19 protein-coding genes are annotated in these 16,920 nt (G+C 63.9%); 8 read left to right on the plus strand and 11 right to left on the minus strand.

Features of this window, described 5'->3' with window-relative positions; all coding sequences use genetic code 11:
• Positions 1-8 precede the first annotated feature (8 nt).
• Both ACW17U_RS10630 and ACW17U_RS10635 read right to left on the minus strand, forming a co-directional pair.
• Positions 9-392, minus strand: coding sequence for a DUF4345 family protein (locus ACW17U_RS10630; protein ID WP_492052362.1), 384 nt, complete (start codon positions 390-392; stop codon positions 9-11).
• A gap of 82 nt (positions 393-474) precedes the next feature.
• Entirely contained in the window at positions 475-1,614 is a 1,140-nt protein-coding gene (locus ACW17U_RS10635; RefSeq protein WP_492052363.1) for a glutathione S-transferase C-terminal domain-containing protein, read from the minus strand.
• Positions 1,615-1,709: 95 nt separating this feature from the next.
• Between ACW17U_RS10635 and ACW17U_RS10640 the strand changes: the two genes are divergently transcribed.
• Positions 1,710-2,363: a 2-hydroxychromene-2-carboxylate isomerase gene (locus ACW17U_RS10640; protein WP_492052364.1), complete on the plus strand. Its 654-nt coding sequence runs from the start codon at positions 1,710-1,712 to the stop codon at positions 2,361-2,363.
• On the opposite strand, the gene ACW17U_RS10645 is transcribed toward ACW17U_RS10640, so the two are convergent.
• Positions 2,320-2,733: a hypothetical protein gene (locus ACW17U_RS10645; protein ID WP_492052365.1), complete on the minus strand. Its 414-nt coding sequence runs from the start codon at positions 2,731-2,733 to the stop codon at positions 2,320-2,322. The two genes, ACW17U_RS10640 and ACW17U_RS10645, sit on opposite strands and share 44 nt — an antisense overlap.
• A gap of 123 nt (positions 2,734-2,856) precedes the next feature.
• On the opposite strand from ACW17U_RS10645, the gene ACW17U_RS10650 reads away from it, so the two are divergent.
• Entirely contained in the window at positions 2,857-4,524 is a 1,668-nt protein-coding gene (locus tag ACW17U_RS10650; protein ID WP_492052366.1) for a sulfatase-like hydrolase/transferase, read from the plus strand.
• A 160-nt stretch (positions 4,525-4,684) separates the two neighbouring features.
• On the opposite strand, the gene ACW17U_RS10655 is transcribed toward ACW17U_RS10650, so the two are convergent.
• Entirely contained in the window at positions 4,685-5,590 is a 906-nt protein-coding gene (locus ACW17U_RS10655) for a haloalkane dehalogenase (protein WP_492052367.1), read from the minus strand.
• Positions 5,591-5,696: 106 nt separating this feature from the next.
• Between ACW17U_RS10655 and ACW17U_RS10660 the strand changes: the two genes are divergently transcribed.
• The 4 genes from ACW17U_RS10660 to ACW17U_RS10675 all read left to right on the plus strand — a co-directional run bounded on the left by ACW17U_RS10660 (position 5,697) and on the right by ACW17U_RS10675 (position 8,865).
• The gene (locus ACW17U_RS10660; RefSeq protein WP_492052368.1) at positions 5,697-6,791 is read left to right on the plus strand and encodes an MBL fold metallo-hydrolase; all 1,095 of its coding nucleotides are present in this window, start codon (positions 5,697-5,699) and stop codon (positions 6,789-6,791) included.
• 11 nt (positions 6,792-6,802) lie between these two features.
• Positions 6,803-7,825, plus strand: coding sequence for a glutathione S-transferase N-terminal domain-containing protein (locus ACW17U_RS10665; protein ID WP_492052369.1), 1,023 nt, complete (start codon positions 6,803-6,805; stop codon positions 7,823-7,825).
• Between the two features lie 64 nt (positions 7,826-7,889).
• A complete protein-coding gene (locus tag ACW17U_RS10670) occupies positions 7,890-8,498 on the plus strand; it encodes a TetR/AcrR family transcriptional regulator (RefSeq protein ID WP_492052370.1) in 609 nt (202 codons plus the stop codon).
• A 1-nt stretch (position 8,499) separates the two neighbouring features.
• Entirely contained in the window at positions 8,500-8,865 is a 366-nt protein-coding gene (locus ACW17U_RS10675) for a MazG-like family protein (RefSeq protein WP_207205015.1), read from the plus strand.
• Between the two features lie 13 nt (positions 8,866-8,878).
• Here the strand turns inward: ACW17U_RS10675 and ACW17U_RS10680 are convergent, their stop codons facing one another.
• A complete protein-coding gene (locus tag ACW17U_RS10680) occupies positions 8,879-9,049 on the minus strand; it encodes a hypothetical protein (protein ID WP_492052371.1) in 171 nt (56 codons plus the stop codon).
• A 350-nt stretch (positions 9,050-9,399) separates the two neighbouring features.
• On the opposite strand from ACW17U_RS10680, the gene ACW17U_RS10685 reads away from it, so the two are divergent.
• Together ACW17U_RS10685 and ACW17U_RS10690 are read left to right on the plus strand one after the other, a co-directional pair.
• Entirely contained in the window at positions 9,400-10,188 is a 789-nt protein-coding gene (locus ACW17U_RS10685) for a hypothetical protein (protein ID WP_492052372.1), read from the plus strand.
• Positions 10,189-11,109: 921 nt separating this feature from the next.
• On the plus strand, positions 11,110-11,805 hold the full coding sequence (locus ACW17U_RS10690; protein WP_492052373.1) for a hypothetical protein: 696 nt from the start codon (positions 11,110-11,112) through the stop codon (positions 11,803-11,805).
• Between the two features lie 333 nt (positions 11,806-12,138).
• Here the strand turns inward: ACW17U_RS10690 and ACW17U_RS10695 are convergent, their stop codons facing one another.
• From ACW17U_RS10695 to ACW17U_RS10720, 6 genes are all read right to left on the minus strand, one after another.
• Positions 12,139-12,528, minus strand: coding sequence for a hypothetical protein (locus ACW17U_RS10695; RefSeq protein ID WP_492052374.1), 390 nt, complete (start codon positions 12,526-12,528; stop codon positions 12,139-12,141).
• Between the two features lie 82 nt (positions 12,529-12,610).
• Positions 12,611-12,877, minus strand: coding sequence for a hypothetical protein (locus tag ACW17U_RS10700; protein ID WP_492052375.1), 267 nt, complete (start codon positions 12,875-12,877; stop codon positions 12,611-12,613).
• A 949-nt stretch (positions 12,878-13,826) separates the two neighbouring features.
• Positions 13,827-14,225: a BRO-N domain-containing protein gene (locus tag ACW17U_RS10705; RefSeq protein ID WP_492052376.1), complete on the minus strand. Its 399-nt coding sequence runs from the start codon at positions 14,223-14,225 to the stop codon at positions 13,827-13,829.
• A 96-nt stretch (positions 14,226-14,321) separates the two neighbouring features.
• Positions 14,322-14,693: a hypothetical protein gene (locus ACW17U_RS10710; RefSeq protein WP_492052377.1), complete on the minus strand. Its 372-nt coding sequence runs from the start codon at positions 14,691-14,693 to the stop codon at positions 14,322-14,324.
• A gap of 144 nt (positions 14,694-14,837) precedes the next feature.
• On the minus strand, positions 14,838-15,398 hold the full coding sequence (locus ACW17U_RS10715) for a recombinase family protein (protein ID WP_492052378.1): 561 nt from the start codon (positions 15,396-15,398) through the stop codon (positions 14,838-14,840).
• A gap of 782 nt (positions 15,399-16,180) precedes the next feature.
• A complete protein-coding gene (locus tag ACW17U_RS10720) occupies positions 16,181-16,909 on the minus strand; it encodes a hypothetical protein (protein WP_492052379.1) in 729 nt (242 codons plus the stop codon).
• Positions 16,910-16,920: the final 11 nt, after the last annotated feature.

Consider the following 16,920-nt stretch of genomic DNA (forward strand, 5'->3'; position numbering starts at 1 on the left):
TCCGAGGCTCAGACCGAGGACTTGTTCAGGCCACGATAGCCCGCGACCATGATCACAAGCAGGACCGCTTCGATGACGATCGGCTGGACCAGGGGCGGCGCGAAGCCCGTCAGGGCGAGTGACAGCAACCGGCCGGCGAGGGCTATGCCGATCAGGGTCATCGGCACCAGCAACAGGTCACGACGGTTGCGAACGGCCGCGAGCAGGGCAAAGACGCCGGCCGCGCCGAAGAAACCCCCCAGGTCAGCCCGCAGCGACGCCAGGCCCAGCGCGCCAACCGGTTCGAGGCCCAGCTTGCCCCCCAGTTCCGCCGGCCGAAGCCAGAAGCCTACCGCCATCAGCAGGGCCAGAACACCCGCAGTGCCAACCAGGCCACGTGTCAATTTTTGCATAGGTCCGCCCTGTTCGAATTATTGTGGCAATATAACTGCCACTTTATTGGCGTGGCAAGGGGCGTCGCTGTCGGAGGCCTGACTAGGGCGCGCCCCAGACCTCCACATGCCCCTGACGTTCCACCCGGCGCTGGGTTTTCAGGGTGAGCAGGGACGCCAATCCAGTCGTCTGCAGCAGGGCGCGAATCTCCGCCTCTCCGGGTCCAAAAGCCGCGTCCTGGACCTTTTGCAGCAGGAACAGTCGGTAGGGCATGACCGCGACCTCAATGGGCGTGCCGCGCCAGTCGAACGCGACCTTCCCCAGGACCCGGTCGCCCGGACGGGCCAGGCCATTGGTCCCGGCCTCGAGTTCCGGCCGCGCCTCCAGCCACTGACGGGCAAAGCCGACTTGGGCGCTGATGTCGGGCAGATAGTCCTCGGCGATGAACTGCAAGAGATCGATCAGGCTTTGCGGTACGCCGTCATCGGCAAAGAGCTGCGGCGGGGGACTGCCATGGTCGCCGGCGTCGAGGTCGGGCGCGTTCATGCGCTCGACCCAGCGCCAGACGCGATAGGCCCGCCGCTTCATCAAACCGGCCGGATGGGTGTCGCGCGCCAGATGGGCATAGAGCGGGCCAATCAGGCCATAGTCGCCGATCGTCGGCCTTCCGCCGAGCAGATAGGGTGCATGTTCCAGATGGGCGTCGAACAGAGCAAGGAACTGCTCATAGGCCGCCTCGACCATCGGAATGGAAGCATCGCAAACCCCGAATGACGCCATCGCCGCACGCATGCGCCGGCTGGCATTGGCGTAGACAGCTTCCCCTTCTTCCTGGGTTGCTCCTGGAGCCAGGGTCGCAACGAAGTCGCGCTGAAGAAAGGGCTGGTTGAGATCGTCGAAGTTCCAGCGGTAGTGCATGGCCGGCCGCAGCAGGCCCTCTCCACCGAACAGCTCGAAGATCTGGCCGATCACGCGGTGACGCGGCGTCTCCGGATAGGTTTCCCAGCGCCCCTCGCCCCGCGCTTCGAGCGTCTCGATGATATTCGAGCCGTCCTGGATCAGGGATCCGTCGGGGGCCTCGAGGACCGGCATGATCCAGCGGCCGATCCGGGGAACGATCTCGGCCCGGAACCGAGCCTCGCCGACGGACCGGTTCTCGAACGCGATGCCCTGCTTGATCAGATAGGACCGCGCCTTGGCGGTGTAGAGCGAACCCGGCGTGCCATAGAGCTTGTAGGTCAATTGCGCCTCCCCTGCAGGAACGGTGGACCGCGCCCTTTTTGCGGATATAATCGCACTAACAGTGCCACTATTTCAAGATGGCGGGAGTTGAGACCATGACACTGGCCTATGACCTCTACTGGTCCTTCCGCTCGCCCTATTCCTACATGATCACCCATCGCCTGACGGCGCTGGAGCGCGAGTTCGACGTGGTCGGAAACATCCGCCCGGTCTATCCGCTGGCCGTTCGCACCCCGGAGTTTTTCGAGACCCGCGACCCGCTGTGGTTCAGCTATTTCATGCAGGACATCCATCGCGAGGCGGCCTTTCTCGGCCTCCCCTTCCGCTGGCCGATCCCCGACCCGGTCAAGATGGACTTTGCCACCCGCACCTATCCCAAGGAGCAGCCCCACATCCATCGCCTGACCCATCTTGGCGTGGCGGCAGCCGAACTCGGCCGTGGCCTGCCTTTCCTGACGGAGGTCAGCCATCTGATCTGGAGCGGCGAAGTCGACAACTGGCACGAGGGTGACCATCTGGCGCGCGCGACGGAGCGCGCCGGTCTGGACTGGGCCGCCCTGTCCGCCATCGCGGACCAGGAGGCCGACCGTCTGGCCACCATCGTGGAAGCCAGCCAAGTCGCCCAGCGGACAGCGGGTCACTATGGCGTCCCGATGATCGCCTTCAATGGCGAAGCCTTTTTCGGCCAGGACCGCTTCGATCAGTTCAAATGGCGGCTCGAGCAGCAGGGGCTGAAGGCGAAGGCCTGAGTGCCAGGGCCAGGGCGACCATCTGGACGAACAGCAAAACCAAGTTGAACGGCTGTCCCGGCACCGTGACGGGCAAGGGCCGCCAGAAGTACAGATTGACCACCGCCAGCAGGGTATCGACGGTCTGCATGGCCAGGAACAGTGCCACCAGATCCCGGCGTCGCGCCACGACATAGAGTTCGAACACACCCTTGGCCATCTGGGCCAGGCCGAGCGTCGCCAGAAACGACACGATGGTTTCGCGGTTGGTGGACAGATCCAGACCCGCAATCGAGCGGGCACCACCATCGGCGGTGAAGGTATGGATCGCGCCGCGTCCCAGATTGATCAGCCCCATCATGGCCAGCACCGCCGTCGGAATCCATCGCATCGGGTCACTCACCGGGCCAGAATGATATTGTCGCACGATCACATCTTTCGGCACGCATTATGTCAATATATACTCCCAACAAGAACGGGCGAAAAAGCCTGGTGACCCTAGGGAGCCTCCGGCATGCGAATTCTGAAGTGGGCGGGTGTGGCGTTGGCGGTGCTGGCAGCTTTGCTGACCGGCGCATGGCTTGGTCGCGATTTCCTGATCTATCATATCGGGCGTCTGATGGTGCCCAAGGGCACCGACAACCGGCAGATCGCCTGGCAGCCCGGCCCGGAACAGGCCACGGCACCGGCGGAGCAACGGCCGCCCAACGTCATCTTCATCCTGGCCGACGACCTGGGCTATAACGATATCAGCCTGAACGGCGGCGGTGTCGGCGGCGTGGTCAAGACGCCGAACATCGACTCGATCGCCCAGCAGGGTGTCGACCTCACCAACGGCTATTCCGGCAATGCCACCTGCTCGCCGTCACGGGCAGCCATGATGACCGGGCGCTATCCGACCCGCTTCGGCTTCGAGTTCACCCCGACACCGGTCGGCTTCTCACGTCTTGTCGGCAGCTTCCGCACGCCCGGCACCCTGCATCCGCCGCATTTCAATCGCGAGCAGGCCAAGGACATGCCGCCCATGGACGAACTGGCCGTGCCCGCGTCCGAAACCACCATTGCCGAGGTGCTGAAGACCCGCGGCTATCACACCGTACATCTGGGCAAGTGGCACCTGGGCGGGTCCAAGGGCTCACGCCCCGAAGACCAGGGCTTCGATGAAAGCCTTGGCTTCATCGCGGGTGCATCGATGTTCCTGCCGGAAAACGATCCGGGCGTCGTCAATTCCAAGCAGGACTTCGACCCGATCGACAAGTTCCTGTGGGCCAACCTGCCCTACACCGTGCAGTACAACGGTCAGCCGATGATGAAGGCCAAGGGCTTCATGACCGACTATCTGTCGGATCAGGCCATCGCTACGATCAAGGCCAACCGCAACCAGCCCTTCTTCCTCTACCTGGCCTACAACGCGCCCCACACGCCGCTGCAGGCCCCCAAGGCTGACTATGACGCCCTGCCCCAGATCAAGGACCACCGGCTGCGGGTCTATGGTGCCATGGTTCGAAACCTCGACCGCAATGTCGGCCGGGTGCTGCAGACGCTGAAGGAGCAGGGCCTGGACGACAACACCCTGGTGGTCTTCACCAGCGACAATGGCGGCGCGCACTATGTCGGCCTGCCGCAGATCAACAGCCCCTATCGCGGCTGGAAGGCCACCTTCTTCGAGGGCGGTATCCGCGTTCCTTACTATATGCGCTGGCCCAAGGCCCTGCCGGCCGGGACGCGGTTCTCAAGTCCGGTCGGCCACATCGACATGTTCGCGACGGCGGCCGGTGCCGCCGGCGCGGCCGTGCCCACCGATCGCGCCATTGATGGGGTCAATCTGATCCCGCATCTCACGGGCAAAAATCCGGCGCGCCCGCACGAAGCCCTGTTCTGGCGCTCCGGCGACTACCGGATGGTCCGGGCGGGGGACTGGAAGCTGCAGGTCCTGGCCATGCCGGACAACCAACCCGAAAAGCTCTGGTTGTTCGACCTGGCCGTGGATCCGACCGAGCGCAGGAACCTGGCGACCGCCAATCCTGCCAAGGTGGCCGAACTGAAGGCCCTGATCGCCGAGCGCGACAAGACCAACATCAAGGCGATGTGGCCCTCGCTGCTACGCGGCGCGATCAGCATCGACCACGCCTTGAATGCCCCCGATAAACCGTCCGACGAGTTCATCTTCTGGAATAACTAGGCTCCGGTCCGCTCCAAAGAAGAAGCCCCGCCCTTCTTGCAAGGGCGGGGCTTTTGTCTGCCTGGAGGTGGCGAAACATCCGCCGTCTAGGGGGTGAGATCTTCCTTGGTTCGGATGTTCAACTGCCCTGCCAGACCCGTGATGCGGTGATGCTCGCCCTTCAGCCGTGGGCGCGACGGACCAGGCCGTCGATCAGATCCGTCAGAACCTCTGGGCAGTCCTCCTGCAGGAAGTGACCGCCAGAAACGATGACATGCGGCTGGCCCGCAGCGCCGGGCACCTTGGCCTGGAAGATCGCCTCCCCGCCCCTGGTCACCGCATCGCCGTCGCTGAAGGTCGTCAGGAACGGCTTGTCGAAGGCCGACAAGACCTCCCAGGCCGCCTTGTTCTCCGCCACCGAGCCATGCTCGGGGGTGACCGGCACCAGGGTGGGGAACTGACGCGCGCCTTCCTTGAAGCTCTCGTCGGGGAACGGCGCGTCATAGGCCGCGATCTCCTCCGGTGTCAGGTCACGCCCGGTGCCCATATTGACAATCAGACCAATCGGCATGACCGGCGTGTTCTGGCTGAACTCGAGCCAGGCCTTGAAACCGTCCGTCCAGCCTGTGCCGATCGGCAGGCCGGTATTGCCGACCGCAACAGCCGCGAAACGCTCCGGGAAGGCCGCGACGAGACGCAGCCCGATCAGGCCGCCCCAGTCCTGGCAGAACAGGGTCGCCCCCTTCAAATCGATCTGGGTCAGCCAGGCGCTCATCCAGGCGACATGGCGCTCATAGGTATAGTCCGTGCGAACGGTCGGCTTGTCCGAGCGGCCAAAGCCGATCAGGTCCGGGGCCACTACCCGATAGCCCTTGGCGACCAGACCCGTGATCATCTTGCGGTACAGATAGGCCCAGGACGGCTCGCCATGCATCAGCAGCACGACCGGAGCCTCGCGCGGCCCTTCGTCTACATAGTGCAGCCGAAGCGAGGTTCCGTCAGCGTCGGTGATTGTCGCGTAGTGCGGCGCAAACAGCCAATCAGAAAGACCCGCGAAGCATTCATCCGGCGTCCTCAGAACCTGCATATCATCCCTCCCGTTGACTCGCCCCGATAACGAGCGACATATACTGACAATATGCGTGTCACTACATTGAGGCGGGGTCAAGCCCGTCCTACCGGGAGGATCGACCATGCGAACCAGAACAACCGTTGGACTCGCCGTGCTGGGCATCGCAATCCTCGTGGGACTCGGCGGCTGGTTCGCGCGCGGCCGGATCGCCGAGACGGCGATGGAAAAGCTTTATGTGAAGGCCCTGTCCCGCGCCCCCGATGACGGCCTGGTGGACGGCCTGCATGTCGGCCTGTGCGGTGCCGGCGGTCCCCTGCCCGACCCCAAGCGGTCCGGACCCTGCACGGCGGTCCTGGCGGGCAAGCGCCTGTTTGTCATCGACGCCGGCTCGGGCTCGGCCCGCAACCTGGCCCTGATGAACCTGCCGCCCGCCCGCATCGAGGCGGTGTTCCTGACCCATTTCCACTCTGACCACATCGACGGACTCGGAGAGGTCATGCTGCAGCGCTGGGCCGGCAGCGGCTCGTCCAGCCCCGTGCCCGTGCATGGTCCGCAAGGGGTGGATCAGGTGGTCGGCGGGTTCATGACGGCCTACCGCCTGGACCAGGGCTATCGCACCGCCCACCACGGCGCAGCCGTTGTGCCCCCCTCCGGCTTCGGTGGCCAGGCCCTGACCTTCAACGCCGCGGCCGACCAGCCCGACGTCGTCCTGATCAATGAACCGGACCTCAAGGTCACGGCTTTCCCGGTCAAGCATGACCCCGTCAGCCCCGCCGTCGGCTACGCCTTTGCCTATAAGGGCCGCACCGTGGTGATCAGCGGCGACACGGCCCTGTCGACCCGGGTCGAGACCGCCGCCAAGGGGGCTGACCTGCTGGTCCATGAAGCCCTGGCCCCCAATCTAGTGGCCATGCAGCAAAGGGCGGCCAAGGCCGCGGGACGCGAACGGCTGGTCAAGATTTTCAGCGACATCCCCGGCTATCATGCCTCGCCGGAACAGGTCGCGGGCCTGGCCCAGCGTGACAAGGTCGGCATGCTGCTGTTCACCCACATTACCCCTGCCCTGCCGCTCGGTGCCCTGGAGGGTCCGTTCCTGGGCGCGTCGCCAGAGATCTATTCCGGCAAGATCAAGATCGGTCGCGATGGCGACTTCGTCAGCCTGCCGGCCGGCTCGAAAGAGATCGTGGTCAGCGACCGCCTGAAGATGTTCCACTAGCCGAGGCCACCATGACCGATCCCATAGCGCTCAGCGGTTCACCGGGCTCGCCCTATACCCGCAAGATGCTGGCCCTTCTTCGCTATCGCCGGCTGGCCTATCGCTACCTGACCAGTTCGGGACAGGCCCTCGAGGGCCTGCCTCGCCCCAAGGTGCAACTGCTGCCCACCTTCTATCTGCCGGGCCCGGATGGGGCGCTCGAAGCCGTGGTCGATTCCTCACCGATCATCCGTCGGCTGGAAGCCGATTACAGCGGCCGGTCGGTGATCCCGACGGAACCCGCCCTGGCGTTCCTCGATGAGTTGATCGAGGACTATGCCGATGAATGGCTGACCAAGGCGATGTTCCACTATCGCTGGAGCTTTCCGGACGATATTGCCCGCGCCGCCACCATCATTCCCTGCTGGCGCGGAAGCGTCATCTCCGATGCGGACCTGGCCGAGCTCGCGACCCGGTTCAGCCGGCGGCAGATCGATCGCCTTTATGTGGTCGGGTCCAATGCGACGACAGCCCCGGTCATCGAGTCCAGCTATCGCCGCTTTCTGGAGGCCTTCGAGGCGCATCTGACCGTCCAGCCGTTCCTGCTCGGAACCCGTCCCGCGGCCTGTGATTTTGCCGTGTACGGACAGTTGACCCAACTGGCCCAGTTCGATCCCACCCCCATGGCCCTGACCCTGGAAATCGCGCCCCGGGTCTATGCCTGGGTCAGCCAGATGGAAGACCTGTCGGGCCTGGAACCGGCCGCTGCAGACTGGATCAATCTGGACGCACCGCCCCCGACCCTGCTGGCCGTGCTGATCGAGATCGGGCGGGTCTATCCTCCGGTCATGCTCGCCAATGCCCGGGCGGTGATGTCCGGCGCGGAGGCCGTGGATGCCGTCGTCGACGGACGGGTCTGGACCCAGCCACCCTTCCCCTACCAGGCCAAGTGCCTGGTCTGGCTGCGCGAGGCCCGGAGCCGTCTTTCGGAGGTCGACCGGGCCAGGGTTGATCCCCTCATGGAGGCCTCCGACTGCGCCGCCCTGTTTGCCTGACCACTGGCGCGGCCTGTCGCCTCGCCTTAAGGACATCGAGGAGAGACTTATCGGGCGGAACCGCGTGACTCAGGAAGCAGACAAGGCGATGGACGACATGGCCCCGGAAGCCGACGGCCGGCGGCGGCGGGGGCAGAACAACCGCGCCCGGATCGTCACGGCCATGCTCGAGATCATCCGCACCGGCGACATGTCGCCCAGCGCCGAACAGGTGGCGGCCCGGGCCGATGTCGGCCTTCGGACCGTGTTCCGGCACTTCAAGGACATGGACAGCCTCTATAGCGAGATGTCGGTCGCCATCGCCGACGAACTGCGCGCTGTCGTCGGCACCCCGTTCCAGTCCGTCGACTGGAAGGACCGCGTGCTGGAACTGGTCGACCGCCGAGCCTTCGCCTTCGAGAAGATCGCCCCGTTCAAGCACGCCTCCGAAGCCTATCGCCACCGCTCGCGCTTCCTCAGCGAGGACAGCAGCAATCTGGTCCTGGCCCTGCGCCAGATCCTGGTGCGCGAACTGCGGCCGCCCTTGACTGACGATCCGCTCAAGGTCGAGGCCCTGGACCTGCTGCTCAGCTTTGAGGCCTGGTCACGACTGCGCCGGGAACAGGGCCTGAGCATCGAGGCCGCTGCCGCGGTGCTGCGGGCCGCCGTGCGCCGTATACTCGACGAGGCCTGAGGTGAGCGACGCCCCCTTCCCCACCCTGCGCGCGGCCAACCTGGCCCGCCAGGCCGAGTGGGACACCGATAGCCAGATCACCCTGTCCTATCGTGGCAACGAACTGGCCGGCGAGGTGGGCGAGGCCTGCAATCTGATCAAGAAGCTGGAACGCGAGCGCATGGGCATCAGGGGCTCCCGCGCCAATGTCGCGGACCTGGCCGAAGAACTGGCCGACGTGATAATCTGCGCCGACCTGATCGCCATGCAACTGGGCATCGACCTCGACCGCGCCGTGGCGGAGAAGTTCAACAAGACCTCGGAAAAGGTGGGGCTGAAGACGCGGATGGCGCTGACCAAAGCGACCTCCGGCGAGTCCGACCGCTAAGCCGACAGTTCGGCTAGGGCTTCCCCGCCAGATCCGGCCGCGAGGCCAGGAAGGCTGCTTTTTCCTCGGGCGTCAGCACCTTGGCGGTCTTGCGGCGTGAGGCCTTGGGCGTGGCGCGGGCATAGACCTCGGTCTGGGCGGACACCGGCTTCAGATCGGCCAGGCGCTTGATCGGCGGTTTCATCGGGTTCCCCAGATCAGTTCGGGCAGGACCATGCCGCCATACCGTGACGATCTCATGAGTCGGCGACCAAGGGCGCTGCGTCACGTTACAATGGAAGTTGGTAGGCCCGGAGGGAGCGCCTGACTCGACGCCTCAACCGAGCATTTTCAAATACTTATGCGCGCCCGCGCACATCTTGTGCACCAGCCTTGTGATACAGTCAATTACCACAAGCAGCTTGCTTGCCACACCAGCCAGCGAGGGTAAAACCCCTACATAAGACGAGCGGGGGCGAGATGACGGCTTGGAATTGGTGGCCTGCGATCCTTTCCAATGGGGCGCTTCTTCTGGGTGCGGCGGCGCTCTGGCCCATGTTGAAGAGCGCTGTGGAAAAGTGGGCCCTCACGGCCTTCGACGCAAAGATTGAACGGTTGCGTAGCGACCTCCGAAAGCAGGAAGAACAGCACAAGACTGACCTCCGGTCGCAAGCACAAGCCATAGAAGAACTCCGGACGGGCCCTTTAGCGACCCTCAACTCCCGCCACGCAGCTCTCGACAAGCGTAGATTGGAGGCCGCCGAAAGGATTTGGATTGGGGCAGTTAAATGGTCCAAGTTCAAATCAATGGCCGCCATGGCCCGATCCATGAAATTCGAAGTATTTTTCGATAGAGCCTCACGGTCAGGCAACGATGCCGAAAAAATCAGGTCGTTTGCCAAGTCGCTTATTGAGAACTGGTCTCTCGTAGAAATGTATAAAGAAACTGCGGCCGTCAGCTATGAGCGGCCTTTCGTTTCTGCAGACGTGTGGGCCCACTATCTAGCCTACACGACCACCCTCACCCGGCCCGTGCTTAAATTAACGCTCATTCAGCACGGACTAGAAGAGACGCTCATGGCCGACGCAGGGCCTTTTCTCGAGATGATAAAGAACTTGGCCCCCGACAGGGCTGCCTACATTGACAAGGTCGGGGAGAGCGGCGTTTACGGCCTGATTGACGAGCTGGAAGAACGGCTGCTGAACTCCATCCGCTCCTGTTTAGAAGGGAAGGATATTGACGAGCGCGGTCTCGAACGAGCGAACGTCATTATCCGACAAGCCGAGCAAATCGCCGCGTCAAACCGAGTTAATCCAGAGACTCCCTCAATGAGCAATCCCTGATTGGATCGCCCAAATCTGCAAGTCCTCAGGGCGATAGCGGGGCTCGCCCAAATAGCTGACTGCCACAGGCCCGGTCCCCCGCCTCCGGCGGTCCCGAAGAGACCTCAGGCTGACCCCAAGCAACTCCGCAGCGCGCTCTTCGCTCACCGTTTCCACCAACTCGCTCGGCACTGGGACGCCAAGCTCCGCCCCGTCGTCCATGACCTCGTTCGCCGCGTCATCCAGCGCCCACCGGCCATAGGTAGTCCGCGCCGCCCGGCCCTGCTGGACAAGGGTCGGCGGGTTCCCGTTGTTCGATTTCCGCATGTCGTCTCCAAACAGAAGGCCCCCGCCAGCGGGATTGCTGACGAGGGCCGGTAGTCGTCTCAGGGCGACTAGAGCCGCCTATTCGTCGAGGTCGAGCGCGCTCCGCATTTACTCGATCTCCGCTATGGCGTCCGTGCGGCTGACGCCGTAGCGCCTGCTGGCGCAGACAGGGCACGGATGCTGAATGTGATGATGTTCTGGGTGGGCCGAGCATCGGCTACGGGCGTGGAGACCACGCGGAAGTTTTCGCGAAGGGGACCCCTTGAAAGGGGAGACCAACTCGCTACGTAATAACTTAGAGTTATCTTAGAGAGAATTAGACAGGTAAGAGGTAGGTAGTAATCTAAGACTGATCATATGGTCACCTGAAGACCACCTGATGCTGACTTGATGATGAACCCGAGCTTGTCAGGAGTGACTGCTCCCCCGCTCCCCTATCCCCAGCGTCCATATGCCGACTCTCTGAAGGGGGCAGGACGGGCGAAGCGAGGGTCACGGCTGGGGTAGTAGCCCCCGACCTTTCCACCCCCTTTTTCCCCGGTCACTTCCAACTCCACCACACAGTTCCCGCCAAGACCTGCAGGTCGCTATAAAGGAGCGCAACTGGAGGGGCACATGTCAGGCGATCAGTACACGCAAGCTTGGTGGGGGTCTTGGTGGCCCTGGGCGGAAGCAAACCAAGGCTTCCTGTCCGTTCTTGCGCTTATCGCGGCGCTCTTCCTCTTCCTCATCGAGCAGCAATCTGCCAACCGAGCGCGGGCTGAAGCGGCATTGGCCGAAGCCGAGCGTGTAAGGTCCGACCTCGCGCTAGAGAATGAGCGGCGCGCGCTCGCCTTGGAGGCGGAGCGGCGAGAACGGGCGGCGGGGGCGGAAGCAGAGCGAAGAGCGCTTGAGCGCGAGATCCAAAGGCAAATCGATGCCGCGAACCAATACGTCGAAACTTGCGAGAAGCTCGTGGACTCTCTCCTCAACAGCCTCTGCCTAGAGGAAGCTTTTACCGGCGTCGGCCACCAGGGTAGAATGGATAGTGGGGTCGCGCTTTTGGCAACCGAAACTTCTGAGGCCCTCGCAGAGGTTCTAAGAGCGGCCCCTCTCTCGCCAGGAGTGATAGTTGGTTCGCAGCGCCAGATAACCGCCGTTCGAGCCATCTCTGCTCTCAGTGGAAACTACATGCTGCTGTCTGCCCTTAAGGAGATGGTCGCCGAGAGGGTAACAGAACTAGATCTTGCAAAGGCCTCGGTGGCGCATGAGGTGCAGGGGCACGTGACTATACTGGCGAAGGGCCTGCCCCGGACGGAGACCGGGGTATAGGCCTAGCGGAACGCCGAGACCGCCTTGGGACCATCTGAAGATTACCCAAAGTCAGGTTGAGGTGGTCGCCATCCCGATGGCGGACCATCTCGCCCGGCCCGGCTTCGGTGATCAGGCGCGCGACCTGGGCTGTCCCCTGCCCCGTCGCACCGCACCGGGTTCGCACGTACCGCTTGCCCGCCGTGTTAGCATGCACGAACCACGCCCCCAGGTGACCAGCAGAGCGGAGCCTCTGGAGGTCTGAGGGATCGACGGTGGCGAAGAGGCCCGGCCTGTTGCTGATAGGGACGAGCGCGGGGCCGCCCCCCGCGTAGACGGCCGACAATGGCTCGCTCAAAGCACCGCCCCACGGCCCTCGGTGTTCGGGACGCCGATCTCCCGCAGATGCTTCGCCCTCGGGATCAGCCGCAGGTTCTCGCGCGTCAGGTTGAGGTGGTCGCCGTCGATGTAACGGACGACTTGGTCGCGCCGGGCTTGGGCGACAAGACGAGCGACCTGAACGAGCGGAGCGTCCCCAGGCTTGCCATTCATGCGGACGTAGGTGCGACCTCGCCCATTGGTGGCGACGAACCACGCGCCGCCATAGCCCTCGGCTCGGATGCGGAGGAGGTCTGTCAGGTCCACGCGAGCCGGGCGCTCGGGGTGGTTGCCAAGCCCGACGCGGGCGGTGGTGTTGTCCGACTCCAGCGGGACAACGGCGATGTCATTGGATTGACGGTTCATGAGGGGTCCTGAAACGAAAAGACCCCCGCAGCGGGAGGCTGACGGGGGCCGGAGTGTTGAGATGGCGAGTGGCGGTGGACGGCTACGGGCGCGGCCCATAGAGCCGCCCGTGGTCCCCTCGAAGCGCCACGCGGGCCACGGCGCGGGCGTCGGAGAAGTGCGGCAGGTTGGTCCCCGGCTCCGCATCGGGAACGCCCGGCGGGCTGCGGGTGGCGATGGTGACGCCGTGCAGGGTCAGCTTCTCACCCTGTTGGCGGAGGCGGATCGACTGTCTGTCATTGCCGGGCCACTGGGCGTCTTCGAGTGACCAGGGCTTACCGGCGAACCAGTCGGCGATGGCGTACCCCATCTCGGCCTCGCTGACGCGACGACGTTGGGGGCTGTTTAGGAACGGCGAACTGACCGGGGATTTCCGGCCATTCGGCGCGGGGGCTAGTTGGGTAGCGGACATATAGCTCATGGGTCTGGAGCCCCGGTCAGATCGACCGTGGCGGGGGTGTTCAGGAATGGTGTTTGGGGACCTTCCGCCTGGGCTCGCTGCACAAGCGGAAAAGGCAGGGCAGATCAGACGCTCACCGCAGAACGGTGGCGTGATCTGAAGACAAGGCCTCCGGCCGCCCCCGTCGCATCACCACGGCCAGGACCGGGAGAAAGGGGGGGGGGGAGCGCCAGAGGCGACCGGAGGTGGACGCCGAGCGACCTAGGGGCAGGATCGACGGCGGGAGCGGCGTGCCGGGCTCCGAGGGTGCAACTTTATTCGCGAGACCCTGGAGCGGCTTCCAAGGGTATGGGTTTTTCAGCCAGCCGGGCGGCACAGTTCCGAGGGTGGCACTTTATTCGGAGGCCCAGCGCGGTTTCCAAGGGTGAGGGTTTTCGAGCGGAGCCGCGCGCCGTCCCAAGGGTGCGTGTAAATCCGGCCCTGCAGCCGTGCGAAAATAATCCACAGGATTTCGGGCAGACGTAAGACGTCCCCGGCCCTTATGGCGCTGGGGAAAGCCGCTCGGCAGAGCCCCTGAAATTCCCAACTGAAGGCGGTAAACTACTGATAACGTAGCCTTTTTTCTTGATTACTAAGATCAGACGTTCAAATCATCAGGCCGCCACAAAGGCACATCGGGAGCGACATGATGGGTTACCAACGGACTATGGACCGGGCGGACTTCGCCGTTCAGCAGGTCGCAGCGTTTCGCGAGCGTTTGAGGAAGATGGGCCTCCGCCCCGAGCTAGTGGAGAAGGGGATCACCGGCGATCCGGCAGACAGTCCGGTGCGAACTTCGGTGACGGAGTTTAGGAAGCGGCTAGCGAGGCTTGGCATCAGGGACGAAGGTTAGAGGCAACGGGCGACCCCGAATCTCGGCCACGGCCATCGCCTCAGCCAAGTCCAGCGGCAGCGGCATGGCTTCGCGGGTGTCGGCCTGGGCCGTCGCGCGGGCGCTCTCGTTGAGCAGATAGCCGCCGGTCTTACGGATGGACGGGAGGACGGTGCGGTTGACCCAGCGCTGAAAGACCTTGGCCTCGGGTTTGTCCGAGCGGTTGATCAGTGCGTACAGGCCGGACTCTGCGAAGACGGTCACTGGACCCTTACCCCCGATCCGTCCGGGGGTAGGCAGTTCGATGACCCGGCGCTCATCCTTCTCGACGGCGCTCAGGTATTTCCCGATGCCCTTCTCGACGTTGAAGCCGAGGGCGCGGGCCACATCCACCGCCACGAACCACGGCTCGCCGTTGATCTGGGTGGTCCTGATGTTGACCGGCTCGTCTCGTCCGGCGGGCTGGAAGGTGAAGGTCTCGGGCTAGGTGCCCTCTTCCGACTCCTCCGCCTCTTGTTCCGCCTCGTCCACCCTCTCCTCTAGAGCCTCAGCATACGCCTCGCAGCCCTCGCGGAATGACTCGCTGTTCCCGCCGCACTCCCCCGCGTCTGTGACCTCATTGTCCTGGGCCCACTGGAACCCGACCTCGTGCCCCGAGCAATCCTCGGTGCAGCCATACGGCTCCCCGGCGTCGGCGTAGGTGGTGCCTTCGAGATCAGCTTGTGCGTCTTCGCGCGCCGCGCTGGCGTCGAACTCTTGATAGGTCGTCTCAGCGGCAGCCTCTGGCGACGAACCACCGCAGGCGGCGAGACCCATCGAAACTATGAGCAGCGGTATCAGGCCAATCGCCTGCATGTCCTCTCCAGTCCAGCAGCACCCCTAGGGGTGACCCCCGCGAGAGCCGCCTCCGGGGATCATGACGATCTGTTGGGACCCCGCATCCGCTGGGATTGGACCGCAGCGGGAGCCTGAGCGGAGGCGTGCGCCCGGTCAAGCTTCCTAGACCGCCCCAGCTTCCGCCCCGTCCCTGATCCGGTAGACACTCGCCCGGCCGATCTTCAGCGTCTTGGCGATCTCGGAAGGGTTGGCCCCGGCGGCGAGCATAGCCCTGACCTCATCCACGGGGACGCTTGGCTTCCGCCCCTTGTAGACGCCTGCGGCCTTGGCCTTGGCGATGCCCTCCGCCTGACGCTCCCGGCGGAGCGCCGTCTCGAACTGAGCGAACACCCCGAGCATCTGGAAGAATGCCGTCCCTGCCGCCGTCGAGGTGTCGATAGGCTGCTCCGTCGCCCTCAAGCTCGCCCCCTTCGCTTTCACCGCCTGGGCAATCTGCTCAAGGTCCAGCACCGAGCGCGCCAGCCGGTCAATGCGGGTCACCACCAGCGTGTCGCCGGGGCGGAGGAAGGCCAGCACTGTCTCCAGTTCCTCGCGGCCGTCCGTGGTTGTGCCGCTGCGCTTCTCCGCGCGGATGACCTCGCACCCAGCGGCCCGCAGCGCGGCCTCCTGAATGGCGCAGTCCTGATCCTCGGTGCTGACACGGGCGTAGCCGATGGTCGTCATGGTAGGGCGGTCCTGTCCAATAGGGTCTAGACCTTGATGGATAGACTGTCCGAAATTCCGATGTCAACCCTATCGGACACGCCACTGGCGTCTCATCGCCGCGTCCGCAGGGGTATACCTAAATGGGAAACCCGGAGCGCCGGTCAGGCTGAATGTTTTCATCATTCAGCGTCCGTCCACAGGCGCGAACATAACGGGACCATGCGCCACTAGAAGTGGGGCCACGATTCGGCGATCCTTGGGGCTGTTCTCTCGTCCCCGTACATGACCTGCGAACATCGCGGCGACCAAGACCCTCCCGGCGTAGGAAACTGAGGGGTCTTGGTCGCATAACCCAGCCTGTTTGGGCTGGACCTCCCCTGACGATATAGCCGGGCGGGCCCATGTTCAATCGGGCACTGCAGAAGGAGCCTCGCCATCGAGCGAGACCGGCAGACCCCGGCCAAGCCGCCCCGGCACAAATGGCGGGACATCGCGATCTGCATCATCGCCCACATCCTGTTGGGCCACGATGTTCCGATCACCGTCACCGTTCAGTCTCCGCTAGTGGCGGTGACTCTCTAACCGGCGAGGCCTCAGGGGAAACCTTGGGGCCTCCTCCGCTACTCACGGTCCATCGCCCCAGGAACGCCCCGCGCGGCCTCAAGTGACCGGGGGTTTAGCCCAGGAAGGCGGGCCTTGCTGCCTCCCTACCGGAAGCACCCCCTATGGGGGGAATGTCCCGCGCGGACGTAGAAGGTAGGGGCTTCGGATAGGTGACCCCAAAAAGCATCGGGACTCACCTAACCACCGGCTGGAGCCGCCAAAGGGCTTTCCAGCACCGGGCGGCAGGTCGCTTCTACTGCAGCCACAGCCGCCTCGATTTCAGCAGTGATGCGATCTGGAACCTCCAGCCCGTCGTCCTCAACCACGCCCATAGAAAAGGCTATCCGGCGCATCGCACGCAGATGATCTCTCATTTGGGGGAGATCGACATCGTGCCGATAGCGCTTAATTGCCTCGGCGGCGTGAAAGACCTGATTGTGGCTCCGTGTCACGACATCGTATGGCTGCACCGCATCTTGGCCAAATAGAGCGCCGAACGTAAAACGGGTCGCTTCGAGATCAGAAAAAAGTCCGCTGTTCTTTCGAATACGCCGCATTACGCCATAGCCATCGTTCCGCACGATATCGTCTGGCACCCCCTCTTCCTGCTCCATCTCCCCAGCCCAGATCATGGGCGAGCGTATAATCTCGAACGCCCTCCTGACGCGGTAGAAGTCCGCGAGCACCCTCTCAGCAACTTCCGCCCGACGCTTCTGTAAGACCAGAAGTCTGTCGAGTTCGACTTTGCGCTCAGCCAGTGCGAGTTCCGCAGCAGCCTTTTGCTCCGCGAGTTCCTTATCAAGGGCGAGCTTGTCTTTATTAATTTTTTTGGCTGTCTCCGCCGAAACGAAGAAGCCAATCAGCGCAATCACCGCACTGATGGTCGCGGCCAGAACCACCGATTTCAGAAGAGAATTCCAATCCACTCTGATCTCCT

Source organism: Caulobacter sp. AVps16, assembly GCF_058681455.1.